Genomic DNA, 16,074 nt, shown 5'->3' with positions numbered 1-16,074 from the left:
TCGCCCCCGCTTGCGCACCAACCAGTAAATCAAGCAAGATAAGCGCGCGTAAGCCGGGGGGTATTCAGGCCCAATTTCGAATGACGCCTGTAACCATTTCAGAACCAGTACTCTCTGTGTCAGACCTAAGTGAGTACAGATTCCAGTTTTCGAATTAGATAAAGGTTTACAAAGCACACCACCTGCCAAAAGCAGTCGTTACCCTTAGGATATCGGTTGAATTAAGGTATTAACGAATTTTGCAAAATCGAATAAAACGATCTAAGCCGCCTTGGCCAACTTGCCGGTCTCGTTATCTCTACAGCTCAGAAATGGCCACGGCTGCTCTACGACCAGACATTAGGGCACCATGCGTGGTACTGTGATAGTCAAAAATTGTATGTTCACCAACCATTAACAAGCGATCCGCAATTGGCTCCCCAAAGCTATCGTATTGAGCAATTGAGCCTCCGACTTGTGGGTAAGAATAGGCTCCTTTGAAATTTGGATCTTCAGCCCAATGGGTCGTTAACACTGTCTGAGGCGTACCGACAGCATCCCCCCAAACGGATCGAAGTACCTCAATCGCATCTTCAGTCATCTCATCTTGGGTCATGCGATCTGCGATAGGTGCGTATTGACCAAATGAAAGCCCTAAGAGGATATTTTCATTGCTAAATGTGAGGTAATTCAACCAATAATTCCAACGCCCTTTAGGTTCGGTCATAATTCCAAAATATTGAGTTTCCGCATTCCAAAATGGCCTGTCGAACTTTAGGGCGATTTTTGTAACTGTGCCAAAGCCGATCTCATCGATCGCGCTCTGAGTGGTTTGCGGCAGCGCTGGAATGAAGTCAATTTTTCCCGCCTTTAATACCCCCAACGGCACAGCGCAAATCACGTAATCTGCATGAATGCCATCCACTTCAACACCATCTTCGCCATACGAAATTTGTGAGACAGCACTGTTCAATCGAATATCAAGCCCATCAATGAGGGGCGCTAAGATGGTATCATACCCTCCGGTTAAGATTACGTCTTCGCCGTCAAAGGCCGTATCCGCAAAAGCGTTCGCAGCAGAGATATCTTCGATCCCTGCCCCGATATCAAATTCTGTAAACGCGGATAACATCCAACGCCCCATGGGATCATTCAATACATCCGGTTCAATGTCTTCGATAACCTCATGAATACTACGTGTGTCCCTACGACCTACACGTGAATAAAGCTTTCGCTGCAAGCTGACATACATGTCATCAAGACGTTCGTAATCTTCATTTGTAAGCGGCTCCCCGTGTATATCAAAAACCTCAAGGCTGTCATCGTCGGTGACAAAGGTGTTTGCATCGACCCGCTGCGCGAGGTCCTGAATTGGATTTTCTCCGCTTGGTCCGTGTATCCATCCTGCGCCATATTCAAAGGGTGCGCCTAAACTCATATCCGTGCGAATGCGCCCACCGATATAGTCGCCAGCCTCCATCACAAGAACCTCTGCCCCCTGCAATTGTAACTGTTTTGCGGCAGCCAGCCCTGCAATCCCTGCCCCCACCACAACGACCTTTGTTCCGGTCATGTCTTGGGCCGAGGTTTTACTTGCGACATTTGCAAGTAAAGCAGCGATGCCCATTTTTAACGTGTTGCGCCGTGTCAGAGTCATACGATTGTATTTTCCAATAAAGTTAAACTTAAGAAAGCATTTCTCGGCTGTAATTAATTCAAGTTGATACTACATGTTTTTCTTAACAGACTTTCTCAGCAACGCCGCATGAATGCAAGACAGGCCCAAACCGGTTGCGCGCCCGTGTAAATTTTCGATGGTAACCGTCCACTGCCCAAAATAGTCATTGGATGAAAACGCAGGGTGCCCATATACGACCTTAGCGCGGCGATTGAATATTTTGTGAAAGCTTAAAAAGACCGCGCTACACCAAATTGAAATGGGGAACGCGTTCCTTTAGGGTGTGTTTATGTTACCTGATCTCACTTTTCATTTCCCTCTATGCAAGGCCCGTGTTCACGAAATTTGTGGTAATGCGGCGTTGAATTTTTGTGCGATTGTTGCAGGGCAAAGCTCGGAATACACGCTTTGGATACGTCAGGCGTGGCGTTCGGATCGCCTAAATCCGGCTGGATTGTCTGCGTTTTGCAGCCCTTCTCGCATCTTACTGGCTCAGGTCAAAGATCAGATGGAAGGCTTGGCTATGATGGAGGAAGCCTTGCGCGATGGCAGTGTCCCCTCGGTAATTGTTGAGCTTGATCAACCGCTTGATCTGACAGCCGGGCGACGATTGCAATTGGCGGCAAAGACGGGTGGTACAACTGGGCTTTGCGTCATTCCTGACGGAATGGGCAGCAACGCAGCTGAGACCCGCTGGCGGTGCAATCCGGTGTTTGATTCCGAAAGGTCTGACTCGACTCTCATGCGGTGGTCACTTATTAAGAACAAATCAGGAACATTATGTGATTGGTATGTTTGTTGGAACCCAAATCAAGCCAACCCGGCAGATCGTCTCGCTGTGGTTTCCCCGCCTGGCAAGTGACCGGATTCTGCGGGCACGTCCAATAGATGGGCCTTTTGTCCTGACTCTAAAGGAAAACAACGCCAATCGAATTTATTGCCTGAACAAAGCCGCTGAACAACAGGGTTTGTACCGAGGTATGCCGTTTTCAGATGCCTGTGCCTTTTGCCCAAGCCTACACAGCATGCCTGCTGATCCGCACGCAGATCAGCATTTTTTGCGGACACTGCGGCGATGGGCAAACCGATATTCTCCTTGGATCGGACTGGAAGGAAATGACGGGCTGACTCTTGATGCCACGGGTTCCACCCATCTCTTTGGCAATGAAGCCACCATGATTTCGGATATGCAGCAACGCTTGGCGCATGCAGGCATTACTGCGTGTTTCGGGGTAGGAACCAGCCGCGGAGCAGCTTGGGCGTTGGCACATTATAGTGATGCCCCCGTGCCCGATGACATGCAGGCCACCCTTGCGGTTTTGCCTGTCGCCGCTTTGCGAATTGACCACAAAACAGATGTAGCACTACAGCGGCTTGGCCTTCGATCAATCGGTGATCTCATCGCTACGGAACGCGGGCCTCTCGCCCGGCGTTTTGGTACAAATTTACTATTGCGATTGGATCAGGTTCTTGGGGTTCAACCTGAAAGTATCACGCCATTGAAAGATCCCCCCCATTACGCTGTGCGTATGACATTGCCAGAGCCAATTGGTCTCTGTGCCGATGTCATGGCCGGGGTCGAACGCCTGTTGTCCCAGCTCTGTCATAAGCTGGCTGCAGACGGTATTGGGGCGCGCGTGTTAGTGTTGACCCTGCGCCGCGTTGATCGTGAAGCGCAGGAGGTTGAGCTGCGCTTGGCTCGCGCATTACATGACTCTGCGCGTATTTTGCCGCTGTTTCAACGCGGTGTGGATGATGTCGATGCAGGGTTTGGCATTGATCAATTACGGCTAATGGCAACTCAGGTGGAAACGCTGCCCGTACAACAAATCAGCCATGTTTCAAACAGCGGGAAAGATCAGCTTGATGATCTGATCACACGATTGGGGGCGCGGATCGGCTTAGAAAGCATCCAACGTTTTCTGCCCGCTGACAGCCATATTCCTGAACGCAGTTTTATTATTGCCCCGGCAGCATTTTCTAAGGCGGATGACGCATGGACCATGTCACGACCTCGCCCACTTCATCTATTTCCACCAGAAGCCATTGCGGGCCATACACCACAACCACCTGATCATTTTTACTGGCGGCGTATGGCTTTAACCATCGGACGCAGACATGGCCCAGAACGTATTGCGCCGGAATGGTGGATGGCAGATGAATACTGGCGTTCAGGGGTGCGCGATTATTGGCGGGTCGAAACACGACAGGGACGCAGGCTCTGGCTGTTTTTCACGCCGCAAAATCCGGCCTGGTTCGTGCAAGGAGAGTTTGCATGACCTATGCTGAACTCTGCGCCACAAGTAATTTTACGTTTCTGACCGGAGCCTCCCACCCGGAAGAACTGATCACCCGTGCTGCAAGTCTGGGCCTGGGTGCAATTGCAATCACAGACCGCAATTCTCTGGCCGGTGTCGTGAGAGCCTATTCGGCGCTAAGAGTCCTAAAAGAAGAGACCCCCGACGCAGCCCTACCCAAATTAATCACGGGTTGCCGTCTGGTGTTACGTAACAGCAATGTCGAATGGCTGGCTCTGCCAACAAATCGTGCAGCCTATCAGCGCCTGACACGGCTTCTGACTTTAGGGAAACGGCGTGCCCCCAAAGGAGAGTGTCATCTTGATCTAAAGGATATGATGGAGCATGGCATTGGGATAATCCTGATTGCATTGCCCCGCGATCTAAAAACGGCGCCACACGATATTCAATCAGTTCAACGTCATTTTCCCGGGCATGTTTTTCTAGGTGCCGCTCCGCAATATGATGGCAGTGATCAGAGCTACTTTACAGCCTGCGCCGATCTGGCCTTGCGTTGTTCGACACCGATGGTGGCTGTCGGCGATATCTTGATGCACCACGGGAAACGCAAACAGCTGGCGGATGTTCTGACCTGCATGCGCCACCACATCACCATTGATCAGATAGGCACCCGTGCTTTGCCTAATGCCGAACGCCGCCTAAAAGGGCATACAGATATGGCGCGTCTGTTTCGCCATCATCCGGCAGCAATCAGACGCACAATGGAAATCGTTGCGCGCTGTGGCTTTGATCTCAGTGAGCTAAGCTACGAATACCCCGATGAGATCGCCGATGGTGAAACCCCCATGGTGCGCCTGGAACGTCTGGCGCGCACGGGACTCGTCAAGCGCTATCCGCAAGGGGCAACTGAAAAAGCCAAAGCGCAGTTGGAGAAGGAACTGAAACTGGTCGCTAAGCTCAAATTCCCCGCTTATTTCCTAACCGTGCATGATATTGTCCAGTACGCGCGCAGTCAGGGCATTCTGTGTCAAGGGCGCGGATCAGCTGCAAATTCGATCATTTGTTATCTGTTGGGCATCACCGACGTCAGCCCCGAAGCGATTACCATGGTGGTGGAACGTTTTGTCTCTGAACACCGGGGGGAACCACCGGATATTGATGTAGATTTTGAACATGAGCGCCGCGAAGAAGTGATCCAATGGATCTATAAGCGATATGGCCGCCACCGGGCTGGCCTCTGTGCGACGGTCATTCATTTCCGGTCTCGTGCAGCCATTGGCGAAGTGGGTAAGGTTATGGGTCTATCACAGGATATCACCGCCGGATTATCTGGTCAGATTTGGGGGATGTCGGATGGCGGGGCAGACCCTGAACGCATTCGCGAATTGGGCTTAGATTTAAACGACCGTCGCCTTGCCCAAACGATAAAATTGATCGGCGAAATCATCGGCTTTCCCCGTCATTTATCACAACACGTCGGTGGTTTTATCATCACAAAAGGACGCCTAGATGAGCTGTGCCCAATTGAAAACGCCGCCATGGAAGATCGTACGATTATTGAATGGGACAAAGATGATATCGATGCGCTTGGCATCCTGAAAGTTGATGTTCTTAGCCTTGGAATGCTGACCTGTATCCGCAAAAGCTTTGATCTTTTGACACAACATGAACACCAGAATTTGAGCATCGCAACCGTACCTCAAGATGATACTGAGACCTATGACATGTTGTGTGTGGCCGATGCGATTGGTGTGTTCCAGGTCGAAAGCCGGGCGCAAATGAACTTCTTGCCTCGCATGGAGCCGCGCAAATTTTATGATCTGGTGATTGAGGTTGCCATCGTACGCCCCGGCCCAATTCAAGGCGGCATGGTGCATCCTTATATTAATCGACGGCAAGGGCGCGAAAAGACCAAATTTCCATCAGAGGCCTTGCGCGATGTTCTGGGCAAAACCCTTGGTGTACCCTTATTTCAGGAACAAGCCATGCAGATCGCTGTGGTCGGCGCGGGCTTCACCCCGGAAGAGGCCGATAAATTGCGCAGATCTCTGGCGACCTTCCGCAAGATGGGGACCATTGGCACCTTCCGTGATCGGTTCGTAAATGGCATGCTTGATCGTGGCTATACCGAAGCCTTTGCCAATCAGTGTTTCAGCCAGATCGAAGGCTTCGGCGAGTATGGTTTCCCCGAAAGCCACGCCGCAGCCTTTGCCATGCTGGCCTATGTTTCCGCCTGGCTGAAATGCCATCATCCCGCGATCTTTGCCTGTGCTTTGCTGAATTCCCAACCGATGGGGTTTTACGCCCCAGCCCAGATCGTACGCGACGCCCGCGAGCATCAGGTCGAAGTCCGACCAATCTGCGTCAATGCCAGCGCGTGGGATAATGCGCTTGAACGCCGCATGGATGGCGTTTTAGCCATGCGTTTAGGGTTTCGCCAAATCAAAGGTTTCCGCGAAGAAGATGCCGGTTGGATCGAAGCAGCACGCGGCAACGGTTATCCAGATCCCGAAAGCGTTTGGTTGCGTTCTGGCGTAGCGCCAGCAGTGCTAGAACGTTTGGCCGAGGCCGATGCTTTTATAAGCATGGGGCTTACGCGGCGTGAAGCGCTATGGCGAGTGAAAGCAATCCGCAGCCAAACACCGTTGCCATTGTTCAGCGATCCTATTGACGGCGAAAGTATCCACGAACCCACTATCAGCCTGCCCACCATGCATCTGGGCGAAGAGGTCGTTGAGGATTACGTTTCAACCCGCCTGACCCTGCGCGCCCACCCCATGGAACTTTTGCGCCCTGTGATCTTCGGCCTGACACCACATGATCAACTGCAACACGTACCTCTGGGCCGTACCAGCGTCTGCGGTCTTGTCATCACTCGCCAGCGCCCTGGCACCGCATCTGGTGTAATTTTTCTAACGCTGGAAGATGAAACAGGCGTATCCAATATTGTCGTCTGGCCTAAGGTGTATAAGCAATTCCGCCGGATCGTGATGGGTGGCAGATTATTACGGGTGAATGGATATCTGCAACGCGAAGGCATCGTCGTACATCTGATTGCGCAAAACATCGAGGATATGTCTCATCACCTGACAGATTTGGGCCATCCTATGGACGATGCCATCGGCGTTACTCGCCCCGAGGCTGACGATGCCCCCCGCCCTCAACGATCAAGCGCCCGCCATCCTCGCGAACAAGCAAAACGCCTCTTTCCCAGCCGCGATTTTCATTAAGGTTTACAAAGGTATCAAAGGTAATTTCGGGAAAATTACGCTGTAAGGGTCAAATTACTGCGTCCTTCACAGGCATAGGCCACTATATGTCATACGTCGTAATCAGCTGCATCTTCTTCGAGAAATCTTGGTCCAGGTCCATTTTTACCCATTTGGTCGTCCGGATTGACCAATTTGCACACATCAATCGACAGACATCCACATCCGATACACCCAGCCATCCCGTCGCGCAGACGCTGTAAGCGGGCGATGCGGTCGTCTAGTTCTTCAGTCCATCGAGACGATAGTTTTTCCCAATGCTTAACAGTAACTTTGGCCTCCACAGGAAGAAATTCCATCGCTTGACCAATTTCACGTAAAGGTACCCCAGCGCGTTGGGCCACTTGGATAATCGCGATTTTACGCAGGACAGTGGGTGAATAACGACGGTGGTTTGCGCTGTTACGCAGTGAACCGATCAAACCTTTTCGTTCATAAAAATGTACTGCGGATACCGCGATCCCACTGCGCTCTGCCACGTCTCCGACGCTCAAGCCCCCCTTGTTGTGCATCTTCAATTCTCCATTTTCACCCATTGACCTCAACTTAAGTTGAGGAAGTAGCAATGCAAGAAGAAACACGAATCAAATATTGGAAACCATCATGTCGATACCTAAGCCAGCTTATCTGATTGCCAGTTCTTTCATGCCTGAAGGTCACGGGCCGCTGGACGCTTACGGCGAAGCGACCCACCCGATCATGGAGAAATGGGGCGGCACACTTCTGGTCGCAGGGGAAACTGATCAATTCATGGATCACTATGAGGGATCATGGAGCGATGGTGCAAAATTCACCATGTTCAAATTCCCCTCTATGCAAGCGCTACAATCCTTTTGGAACTCAGATGATTACCAAGCCATTAAGCACCTGCGCACCAACGCTATACCGCCCAATTTCACCTTTGCTGTCGAAGGATTTGATCCGGAGGAATGGGCCCAACATCACCCCGATCACGCCTACAACACCAAAAATTAACCTGCAAAATAGGAAAATAAAATGTCGGCAAGCACAGATCCAAATACTAAAACGGCAGAACCCGGCGGATGGCGGGATATTCTAAGCGGCGAATATGCGGTCGTGTCAGCGGTGTTATCAGGTGGGATCGCACTTCATGCAATCAATTTGACCATCACGGCGACAATGTTGCCCTCAATCGTAACTGAAATCGGCGGTCAAGAACTATATGCTTGGACCTCCACCCTGGCCACACTAGCCGCTATTCTAAGCGCAGCCGTGACCGGAAAACTGTTGCGCCGTACCGGTGCACGCGTTGGCTTTGGGATTTCGGGTGTGATCTTTGCTATGGGCTGCTTAATCGCAGCATTGGCCGTAAATATGCCAATGATGCTTCTGGCACGTGTTGTGCAGGGGGCTGGCGGAGGCATCTTATTTACGCTGTGTTATTCCATGATTGTACTCGTGTATCCCGAGCAACTCTGGTCACGGGCGATGGCGCTCTTATCGGGGACTTGGGGCATTATGATGCTGTTTGGTCCAGCAGTAGGCGGTATTTTTGCTGAAATCAATGCATGGCGTATGGGGTTTGGCATCATGCTTCCCGCCGTCGCTATTTTCGTTTTACTGACCTTGCGCGTTTTACCCAAAGCAACGCGTGACGATGCCCCTCCTGCATCGATTTCTTATGGTCAGCTGGCACTCTTAGCCGGGTCCATTCTAGTGATTTCGTTAGGCAGCATCGCCCCGTCGGCAGGCATATCATTGATATCGTTCGCTATCTCAGTATCGCTGGTTGTGCTGCTCTTGCGTCGCGAAGCGTCCCTCGATACCCGACTTTTCCCTCGCGGAACCGCAACCCCTGGACACCCATTATTTCTAAGCTTTGCCGTTATGGCTCTGCTGATCTTTTGCATCAATGCGGAATTTTTCATGCCATATTTCCTGCAACGCTTGCATGACATGTCTCCTTTGATGGCTGGATATGTGGCGGCTATGGTATCTTTTGGTTGGGCCGGGTCTGAAGTATACGCCGCACGCTTCACAGGTCGCGCAAAACACCGCGCAATTATGGCGGGGCCCATTATCATGCTGCTGTCTTGCATGATCCTTGCCATAGCGACCCCCATAACAAGTGGATCCGTAGCCGTCCTTATCGCGCTTATGGTTGGATTGGTCGGGCTTGGGGTTGGCATCGGAATTGGCTGGCCGCATCTCAATACCTTTGCACTGACATTTGCCGCCGAAGATGAACGGGATATGGCAGCTTCTGCCCTTTCAACAGTTCAGATGTTTTCAGTTGCTTTTGGCACAGCTCTAGCGGGACTGGTCGGTAACCTAAGTGGATTTAACGACGTGGAAAACCTGTCTTCTATTTCGAACTCGGCCACCTGGATCTTTACAACATTTGGCATTGTGGCTGTGTTAGCGGTCATCACCAGCCGCGCGCTTATCAACAAAGAAAGGAGCTAATCAGATGAAACAGCTTTACCCAGATCTATGGCAAACCCCAGTCGAAATGCGTTTTGGCACATTGCGTTCCCATGCTTATTTGCTTGAACACAGACAAGGTCGTGATTTGATTTATGTTCCTGAAAATGTGGATACCCATAGAAAAATCATTGCAATGGATGGGATTGAACATCTCTATCTCAGCCACAACCATGATATCGTTGATACGCTAAATGACGTGAAATCCAATCTCAGTGCCACGCTGACTGGTCATTATAAAATGGATAAATTTTTCCCAGAAAACCTTGCGCTTGATCTCGCATTAACCCCAGATGGAACTGAAACGCAGCCAAGTGGGCTTGAGGTGATATATGTGCCGGGCCACACAGATAACAGCACCTGCTTTCGCTACGTCTCGCCCCATGGAAAGACCTATTTGTTTGTCGGGGATATTATATATCCAGATCAAGGAGCGTGGCGCGCGTTGGTAATGCAAAGCCACGGTGGGGACAAACACACACTGACCCAATCTCTGGAGTTGTTAAAAAACATTCAGGCGGATGTGATTATTCCCAGCGTAGGCCTTGGTGATGTAAACCCAACAGAAATGACCCAACCAGAATGGCACGCAGCATTGAACGCCGCCAAGTGTTCTCTTTGATCACCATTTATGAACATAGAACCGGCGAAGAATACGATAACGCCAAATAGCTGCACCGCTTTGGCATACTTTGCCAAGCCAATGCTCCCTTCCCCACGTCTAAATTGACATCACCGCGCGACCAAAACCAAAGCGATCCACGCTTGAACCCTAACTCGACAAAGCGACACCTTCCACCGTAATTCTATGCATTAAACGCCTAAACCCATGATAGTCATTGATCGCCTTATGCCAGGTGGCCCGATTGTCCCAAACGGTAACATCACCCGCCTGCCAGTGAATGCGACATTGAAACTCAGGTTGTTTGCAATGCTCATAAAGAAACTCGAGAATTGCGGCAGACTCTTCAGCATTAAGCCCCTCGATATGGGTTGTGAAAACCGGGTTCACGAACAACCCACGACGTCCGCTTAATGGGTGAGTTATGACTAGCGGATGGCGCGCGTCCTGAGTGGCGGCTGAAGCATTACTGAGCCTACCGCTCTTGGCGGCTTCGCTGTCGAGCGTTGTGACACCAAAGACATGCCGAGACGAATGCACGGCCCACAATCCGCCAAGGAATTCGCGCATCACAGGCGACAGAGCATCATAAGCAGCCCCCATCGAAACAAAGAGCGTATCACCACCATAGGGAGGCATCTCGAGGGCAGATAGGATTGAACCCATTGCAGGGATTTGATCATAGGAATGATCAGTATGCCAACCTTCACCAACGGCATCTTTCTGATCCTTTTCTTTTAGGACCATAGCTATCTCGGGATACCCATGTACTGGCTTAAAGAAACGGTTGATGTTAATCGGACCGAAACGTCGGGCAAACTCAAGATGCTCATCCGGGCTTACGCTCTGCCCTCTGAGGACGATGACTGAATGCTTGGCAAAAGCTTCGTGAATTGCCTCAAATTGCGCACCGTCTCTGATATCGGCCCCAAATATCTCTGCCCCTAGTCCGCCGGTGAGTGGCCTGATGTCCATTGAATTGCTCCTGTTTTCTCCTCGTTGTAGATTAGAGCATTGCCATAGATCGCAAAAACTGAATTAATTTACCCAAAAGAGAGATTTTTCTGATGGTTAAATTTACTTTGCGCCAGCTTGCATTTCTGTCCGAAACCGCACGATGTGGGGGTATCGCGCAAGCAGCGAGAAACTTAAATGTCTCAGCAGCTGCGATTTCGGCGGCAATCGATAAACTTGAAGCGACAACCGGGCTGATGTTATTTGACCGCTTTCCTGCCCGAGGGATGAGGTTAACCCGCCTCGGAGTTGAGTTTGCGTCAGAAGCGGAAGATTTGTTAACTCGGGCGAATACACTCGGAAAACGCGCAACTGAAATGGCCGAAGGTAAAGCGGGTAGCATCGTGATCGGTACGCATTATGCAATTGCACAGAAAATTATTCTCCCGGCAGTGCTGACCTTTCGTGAAAAACACCCGGGCGTTCGCATCGAAGTGATCGAAGATGACTTTCCGAGTCTTGTAGCCGCGCTAGATTCCGGTGACGTCGATTCACTCTTGGTCTTTGATCAGGGGTTTGATCCTAAACGTTATCTCATCGAAACCCTTAAAGAGTTACCACCATTGGTGTTGCTTCCGGCAGCACATCCTTTAGCGAATGCGAAGAACGTGCAGCTGAGCGATTTGTCAAATATACCTTACATCGCGGTATCACGCGCTGGCCCTGGTCCCAGTTATCTCGATCTGTTGAAAGCAGCGGGGCTCAATCCAGAAGTCCCTCTGACGTCGCAGTCACGGGAATTAGTGCAGGCCTATGTTGGCAAAGGAATGGGATTTACGCTGGTCGGATTTCCACCAGAACAAGGTTATTCGATCAAAGGGGATAGCATTGTAGCACGCCCGCTCGCACAAGATATTGGACGCTTCAAAATTGTGATCGCGCAAACGAATACTGTTCATGAAACTCACCTAGTAAGGGCTTTTCTAGACGAGTGTCGCGCTCAGATTTGAGTAGCTTGTATGAAAAACAGATCCCTTTCGGTTTCATGCAACCCGCATTTAGGGGGCAAATCGTTTATACATTCCAGAGCACTAAATACTGCGTTTTTCGCCAATAACCGCTATTCTACACAAGGCATCAATGCACCACAGCCATAAAGGACTTTAATGTCATGCGTATTTTGTATTTTCTTGCGAGGTCGGCACCAAAGACCCCCGTACAGCGGATCGGTGCGGTCTTAATGGGCCTCAATACATTGCTATGCACTGCTGTCATTTTAATGACAATTACTGAGGCTTCCTCTTATGCTTGGACAGGTCTAGGCGTGGCAGGCAGTGTTGTTGGTATTAGCATTATTTTTCTTCTGCTTCCGATCGGTATCGCCCATGTATCGGCAGCAATTTTTCCACAGATACTTGATCACATAGGGCGCAAACCAAATCGAGGTCGTGCAGAACTGCATGAGCACTTCGCTAACCGCTTTAGGGATTTGTATCTTGTTCTCGGCTGGTTAGCTTTGATTGGGGCCGTTATGCTGCTAAGTTACATGCTAGCATTTCTATTACTTTGAAACATACGACAGGGCCATTCAATCAAGTTGTTCACATACGGTGGACAAGCTCCCTCACTGCCCTCATCAGCCAAAACAAACTGCCGATTTGAACAGCTGAATATATCAAATGTAGGCTTAGAAGCTAAGGTAGACTAAACCTCACCCACTTTAGAGACTTAAATTCGCCCCGTATTCTGGCAGCGACTACTTCTTGCGCAGCCCTCGCAACTTGTGAAAAGCTCACGCCACTCACCCGCTTAGTCATGCACACGCGATTTCGTTTCGTAGATCTACGGGGGCCTAATCAACCCAATGTGGTATTGCTTTCGACCACCGTGACCAGATCCCCTCGAATATTCTGGTAACAAAAGATCAGATAGGCCCGAACGATGCTGGTAACTGGATGAAGAAAATATAACCGGCACAATCGTCAAATTGCTGAACTCAATGACCAAATTCGCGAAGTCGGCTCGGGGCAAAAGCCTGCCTATCAATCTCTATAATCGTTTGTTTCGACGATAGTTAATCACTCTTGGTGTCGTAAATGCCGTCTAAGACAGCTTGGGCTGCTCTGATGCCTGGGGCCGCTCCATTTTGACCAAGACGCTGCATTGTCACGTTCATTGCGTCTTGTTGCTGCGATGGGTCTGCTAAGGTCTCAATCAGGCTTTGGGCAATTGGCGCTGGCTGACAGTTTTCGCCCAAAAACTCAGGCACAACACGCGTTTCGCTAACGATGTTGACCAACGTCACAGTATCGATCAGCAGTTTGCGCTTAACGATCTGACGGGTGATCCAATTCATATCATAAGCGATCACCATCGGCGTTTGGGTGGCTGCGAGCTCAAGTGATACGGTGCCTGACGCTGCCAAGGCAACATCCGCTGCAGCAAAAGCTGCGCGTTTGAGCATCGCAAATTCAATGACATCCATCCCCGTCGGATTGAGTAGGATTGGCTCGATCGGCCAATGGCGCACCAAATCTGGCACAATACCCGCCACGCCATGCGCCATGGGCAGCACCACACGGGCCTTTGGGTGTTTTTGCTTAACCTCAGAAAGCGCCTGACCAAACACATCTGAGAGGCGCGAGACCTCCCCCTTGCGTGATCCGGGCAACGCAAGGATCAAAGGCGTATCATCTTCCAATTGATACTGCGTGCGAAACGCAGCCACCTCCTCGACCGTTACCTTGGGTTCCGCCACAACTGGATGCCCAACAAAGTCGCACCGCATCCCAGCGGCTTCCATAAAAGGGGGCTCAAACGGGAAGAGCGCCAAAACCTGATCAATGACCTTCGCCATTTTTTCGGCGCGCTCAGGCCGCCATGCCCAAACGGTTGGGGCCACGTAATGCACGGTTCGAATGGAACTGGACAGTTTAATCAGTTTGGCCACACGAAGCGAAAAATCAGGGCTATCTATCGAAACCACCGCATCTGGCCTTGCCGCAATAGCGGCCTCAGCAGTTTCACGAATACGGCGTTTAAGATGAAAATACTTCGGCGCAATTTCCGCAATCCCCATGACCGAAAGCTCCGTCATCGGAAATTGGCTTTGCAAACCTTCGGCTTCCATCAATGGGCCACCGACGCCGAGGAATTCGATTTCAGGGTGTAGCGCCTTTAACCCCACCATCAACGCCGCACCAAGTTTATCCCCCGATGCTTCGCCAGCGATCAGAAACAACCGCATCAATCCTGCACCAAGATAAACAACCCAGCAGCGTTCGCCAGTTCAACGGTTTTTTCGCGCTCAAGCACCATCACACCGCCCGCTTTGATCGCAATTCCACCGAGCCCTGCATTGCTCACCGCTTCGACGGTATTTGGGCCAATCACCGGCATATCGATGCGCAGGTCCTGGCCAACCTTTGGTCTTTTGACAAAAACGCCGCGCCCGTTTGTAGGTTTGGGCCGCGCCGCAAAAGGTGCATCAGCAAGTCGAGACAGCATCCAATCGGTGCCGGGCAAGGTTTCGATTGAGATCACCTGCCCCTGCTGCACCACACATCCTTGACCAAGATCTAATGCAGCAAGACCATCCAACACCTGATGCCCCCGTGCGATGTCGTTCTGGTCACGCTCATTGGGGCCGTTTTGTGTCAGCACACCAGACGCAGGCAAAAGATCGCGGGCGAGTTCGTGCGGGGCCGCAACAGAAAAACCGGCCTCTTCAAAAAACTGAATGACGGTGCGCAGCGCCCCATCGTCGCCAGCCTGTAGTGCAGCCATCATGCGGGGCACCAGCGGCATCGTGGCCGCATCTATCGCTGATGGATCAAGCGCGGGGCGATGCATAGCACCGGCAAAACAAACTTTGGTCACCCCAGCCGATTTCAATTCTGATAGAAAGGTTCCCAATTGTTCAATTCTGAAAACCATCAACGCCGCATCAAACGGCGCATCGTTTTCAAAGCCCTCAAGACAACACCATATAAAGGTTGTGTCAGTTCCATGCAGAGCCTGCGCAACATTCAACGGCAGCACGCCCTGCCCGGCGATAATTGCATACATAAATTAACCCGGCGTCAGGAAGGAACGATCGCTATCGCCCAATACGAATTGCACGATTTCCTGCACATAATCACTATCGGTTTCGCCGCCCAAACGGTTAACACGTTCGATAAACGCCCCCTCGCCTTGTGCGAGCATCTGAAATGCTGCACGCAACGCCGTAATGTCAGAGCGCGCTACACCTTTGCGTTTCAACCCAACAAGGTTGAGCCCATCAAGTGAACCGCGCGGCCCTTGAACGAGCCCATAAGGAATGACGTCATTGGTTACCATTGTGACAGCGCCGATAATTGCACCGCGACCGATCCGAACAAACTGATGAATACCGGACAACCCGCCAATAATCACATCATCCGCAACCACACAGTGACCTGCCAGCGCGGATTGGTTCGCAACGATAACGCGATCCCCCACAATGGCGTCATGGCCCACATGTGCGCCCGTCATAAACAGACAATCATCGCCCACACGGGTAAGACCACCGCCGCCTTCGGTTCCGGTGTTCAGGGTCGCGCCTTCACGAATGCGATTGCGTTTTCCGATCTCAAGGCGCGTTTTTTCACCTTTGAACTTCAGATCCTGTGGAATTTCACCAACACTGGCAAACTGGAAAATTACCGTGTCTTCACCAACCACGGTGCAACCTGTGACCACGGCATGGCTTTTCACTTCGACCCGAGGGCCAAGTACAACATCTGATCCGATCACACAGAACGGGCCAACGATGGCATTTTCACCAATGGTTGCGCCGTCTTCGACAACGGCGCTCGCGTGGATGTTTGCGGTTGGATGAATCCCCAT

14 protein-coding genes are annotated in these 16,074 nt (G+C 51.1%); 8 read left to right on the top strand and 6 right to left on the bottom strand.

The window, feature by feature from the left end:
- Positions 1-298: 298 nt before the first annotated feature.
- Positions 299-1,636, bottom strand: a complete 1,338-nt coding sequence (locus tag G9C99_RS00650) for a flavin monoamine oxidase family protein (RefSeq protein WP_166415528.1) — start codon at positions 1,634-1,636, stop codon at positions 299-301.
- Positions 1,637-1,946: 310 nt separating this feature from the next.
- Here G9C99_RS00650 and G9C99_RS00645 point away from each other — a divergent pair, with 310 nt between their 5' ends.
- Genes G9C99_RS00645 through G9C99_RS00635 form a run of 3 tightly spaced genes read left to right on the top strand, consistent with a single transcriptional unit; the run spans position 1,947 to position 7,145 of the window.
- Positions 1,947-2,519: an ImuA family protein gene (locus G9C99_RS00645; RefSeq protein ID WP_166415527.1), complete on the top strand. Its 573-nt coding sequence runs from the start codon at positions 1,947-1,949 to the stop codon at positions 2,517-2,519.
- Positions 2,449-3,936, top strand: coding sequence for a Y-family DNA polymerase (locus tag G9C99_RS00640; RefSeq protein WP_166416267.1), 1,488 nt, complete (start codon positions 2,449-2,451; stop codon positions 3,934-3,936). Before G9C99_RS00645 ends, G9C99_RS00640 begins: the two co-directional genes overlap by 71 nt.
- Positions 3,933-7,145: an error-prone DNA polymerase gene (locus G9C99_RS00635; protein ID WP_166415526.1), complete on the top strand. Its 3,213-nt coding sequence runs from the start codon at positions 3,933-3,935 to the stop codon at positions 7,143-7,145. The genes G9C99_RS00640 and G9C99_RS00635 overlap by 4 nt, the downstream gene beginning before the upstream one ends.
- A gap of 89 nt (positions 7,146-7,234) precedes the next feature.
- On the opposite strand, the gene soxR is transcribed toward G9C99_RS00635, so the two are convergent.
- A complete protein-coding gene (gene soxR, locus G9C99_RS00630) occupies positions 7,235-7,696 on the bottom strand; it encodes a redox-sensitive transcriptional activator SoxR (protein WP_166415525.1) in 462 nt (153 codons plus the stop codon).
- A 91-nt stretch (positions 7,697-7,787) separates the two neighbouring features.
- Here soxR and G9C99_RS00625 point away from each other — a divergent pair, with 91 nt between their 5' ends.
- From G9C99_RS00625 to G9C99_RS00615, 3 genes are read left to right on the top strand one after another with little or no spacing between them, the layout of a single operon-like run.
- Positions 7,788-8,159 (top strand): DUF1330 domain-containing protein, encoded by a 372-nt coding sequence (locus G9C99_RS00625; protein WP_166415524.1) that lies wholly within the window; start codon positions 7,788-7,790, stop codon positions 8,157-8,159.
- A 21-nt stretch (positions 8,160-8,180) separates the two neighbouring features.
- Positions 8,181-9,611 (top strand): MFS transporter, encoded by a 1,431-nt coding sequence (locus G9C99_RS00620; protein ID WP_166415523.1) that lies wholly within the window; start codon positions 8,181-8,183, stop codon positions 9,609-9,611.
- A 4-nt stretch (positions 9,612-9,615) separates the two neighbouring features.
- Positions 9,616-10,251, top strand: coding sequence for an MBL fold metallo-hydrolase (locus G9C99_RS00615; RefSeq protein WP_166415522.1), 636 nt, complete (start codon positions 9,616-9,618; stop codon positions 10,249-10,251).
- Positions 10,252-10,401: 150 nt separating this feature from the next.
- Here G9C99_RS00615 and G9C99_RS00610 read toward each other — a convergent pair whose 3' ends face one another.
- The gene (locus G9C99_RS00610) at positions 10,402-11,226 is read right to left on the bottom strand and encodes a TauD/TfdA dioxygenase family protein (protein ID WP_166415521.1); all 825 of its coding nucleotides are present in this window, start codon (positions 11,224-11,226) and stop codon (positions 10,402-10,404) included.
- Between the two features lie 92 nt (positions 11,227-11,318).
- Here G9C99_RS00610 and G9C99_RS00605 point away from each other — a divergent pair, with 92 nt between their 5' ends.
- Together G9C99_RS00605 and G9C99_RS00600 are read left to right on the top strand one after the other, a co-directional pair.
- Positions 11,319-12,215, top strand: coding sequence for a LysR family transcriptional regulator (locus G9C99_RS00605; protein ID WP_166415520.1), 897 nt, complete (start codon positions 11,319-11,321; stop codon positions 12,213-12,215).
- Positions 12,216-12,376: 161 nt separating this feature from the next.
- A complete protein-coding gene (locus G9C99_RS00600) occupies positions 12,377-12,775 on the top strand; it encodes a hypothetical protein (protein WP_166415519.1) in 399 nt (132 codons plus the stop codon).
- 504 nt (positions 12,776-13,279) lie between these two features.
- On the opposite strand, the gene lpxB is transcribed toward G9C99_RS00600, so the two are convergent.
- The 3 genes from lpxB to lpxA are packed head-to-tail and all read right to left on the bottom strand — an operon-like array spanning position 13,280 to position 16,074.
- Entirely contained in the window at positions 13,280-14,452 is a 1,173-nt protein-coding gene (lpxB, locus tag G9C99_RS00595; protein WP_166415518.1) for a lipid-A-disaccharide synthase, read from the bottom strand.
- Positions 14,452-15,273 (bottom strand): LpxI family protein, encoded by an 822-nt coding sequence (locus G9C99_RS00590; RefSeq protein WP_166415517.1) that lies wholly within the window; start codon positions 15,271-15,273, stop codon positions 14,452-14,454. The genes lpxB and G9C99_RS00590 overlap by 1 nt, the downstream gene beginning before the upstream one ends.
- A gap of 3 nt (positions 15,274-15,276) precedes the next feature.
- Entirely contained in the window at positions 15,277-16,074 is a 798-nt protein-coding gene (gene lpxA / locus G9C99_RS00585; RefSeq protein WP_166415516.1) for an acyl-ACP--UDP-N-acetylglucosamine O-acyltransferase, read from the bottom strand.

It is taken from the genome of Cochlodiniinecator piscidefendens (assembly GCF_011326755.1).
Lineage (GTDB): Bacteria > Pseudomonadota > Alphaproteobacteria > Rhodobacterales > Rhodobacteraceae > Cochlodiniinecator > Cochlodiniinecator piscidefendens.
This window is presented reverse-complemented; position numbering and strand designations above follow the sequence as displayed.

What these genes read in the sequence shown, in the direction of transcription:
- G9C99_RS00650 (WP_166415528.1), bottom strand. Translation starts at nt 1,636, where the DNA reads ATGACTCTGACACGGCGCAACACGTTAAAAATGGGCATCGCTGCTTTA.
- G9C99_RS00645 (WP_166415527.1), top strand. Translation starts at nt 1,947, where the DNA reads ATGTTACCTGATCTCACTTTTCATTTCCCTCTATGCAAGGCCCGTGTT.
- G9C99_RS00640 (WP_166416267.1), top strand. Translation starts at nt 2,449, where the DNA reads ATGTTTGTTGGAACCCAAATCAAGCCAACCCGGCAGATCGTCTCGCTG.
- G9C99_RS00635 (WP_166415526.1), top strand. Translation starts at nt 3,933, where the DNA reads ATGACCTATGCTGAACTCTGCGCCACAAGTAATTTTACGTTTCTGACC.
- soxR (WP_166415525.1), bottom strand. Translation starts at nt 7,696, where the DNA reads ATGCACAACAAGGGGGGCTTGAGCGTCGGAGACGTGGCAGAGCGCAGT.
- G9C99_RS00625 (WP_166415524.1), top strand. Translation starts at nt 7,788, where the DNA reads ATGTCGATACCTAAGCCAGCTTATCTGATTGCCAGTTCTTTCATGCCT.
- G9C99_RS00620 (WP_166415523.1), top strand. Translation starts at nt 8,181, where the DNA reads ATGTCGGCAAGCACAGATCCAAATACTAAAACGGCAGAACCCGGCGGA.
- G9C99_RS00615 (WP_166415522.1), top strand. Translation starts at nt 9,616, where the DNA reads ATGAAACAGCTTTACCCAGATCTATGGCAAACCCCAGTCGAAATGCGT.
- G9C99_RS00610 (WP_166415521.1), bottom strand. Translation starts at nt 11,226, where the DNA reads ATGGACATCAGGCCACTCACCGGCGGACTAGGGGCAGAGATATTTGGG.
- G9C99_RS00605 (WP_166415520.1), top strand. Translation starts at nt 11,319, where the DNA reads ATGGTTAAATTTACTTTGCGCCAGCTTGCATTTCTGTCCGAAACCGCA.
- G9C99_RS00600 (WP_166415519.1), top strand. Translation starts at nt 12,377, where the DNA reads ATGCGTATTTTGTATTTTCTTGCGAGGTCGGCACCAAAGACCCCCGTA.
- lpxB (WP_166415518.1), bottom strand. Translation starts at nt 14,452, where the DNA reads ATGCGGTTGTTTCTGATCGCTGGCGAAGCATCGGGGGATAAACTTGGT.
- G9C99_RS00590 (WP_166415517.1), bottom strand. Translation starts at nt 15,273, where the DNA reads ATGTATGCAATTATCGCCGGGCAGGGCGTGCTGCCGTTGAATGTTGCG.
- lpxA (WP_166415516.1), bottom strand. Translation starts at nt 16,074, where the DNA reads ATGGGGATTCATCCAACCGCAAACATCCACGCGAGCGCCGTTGTCGAA.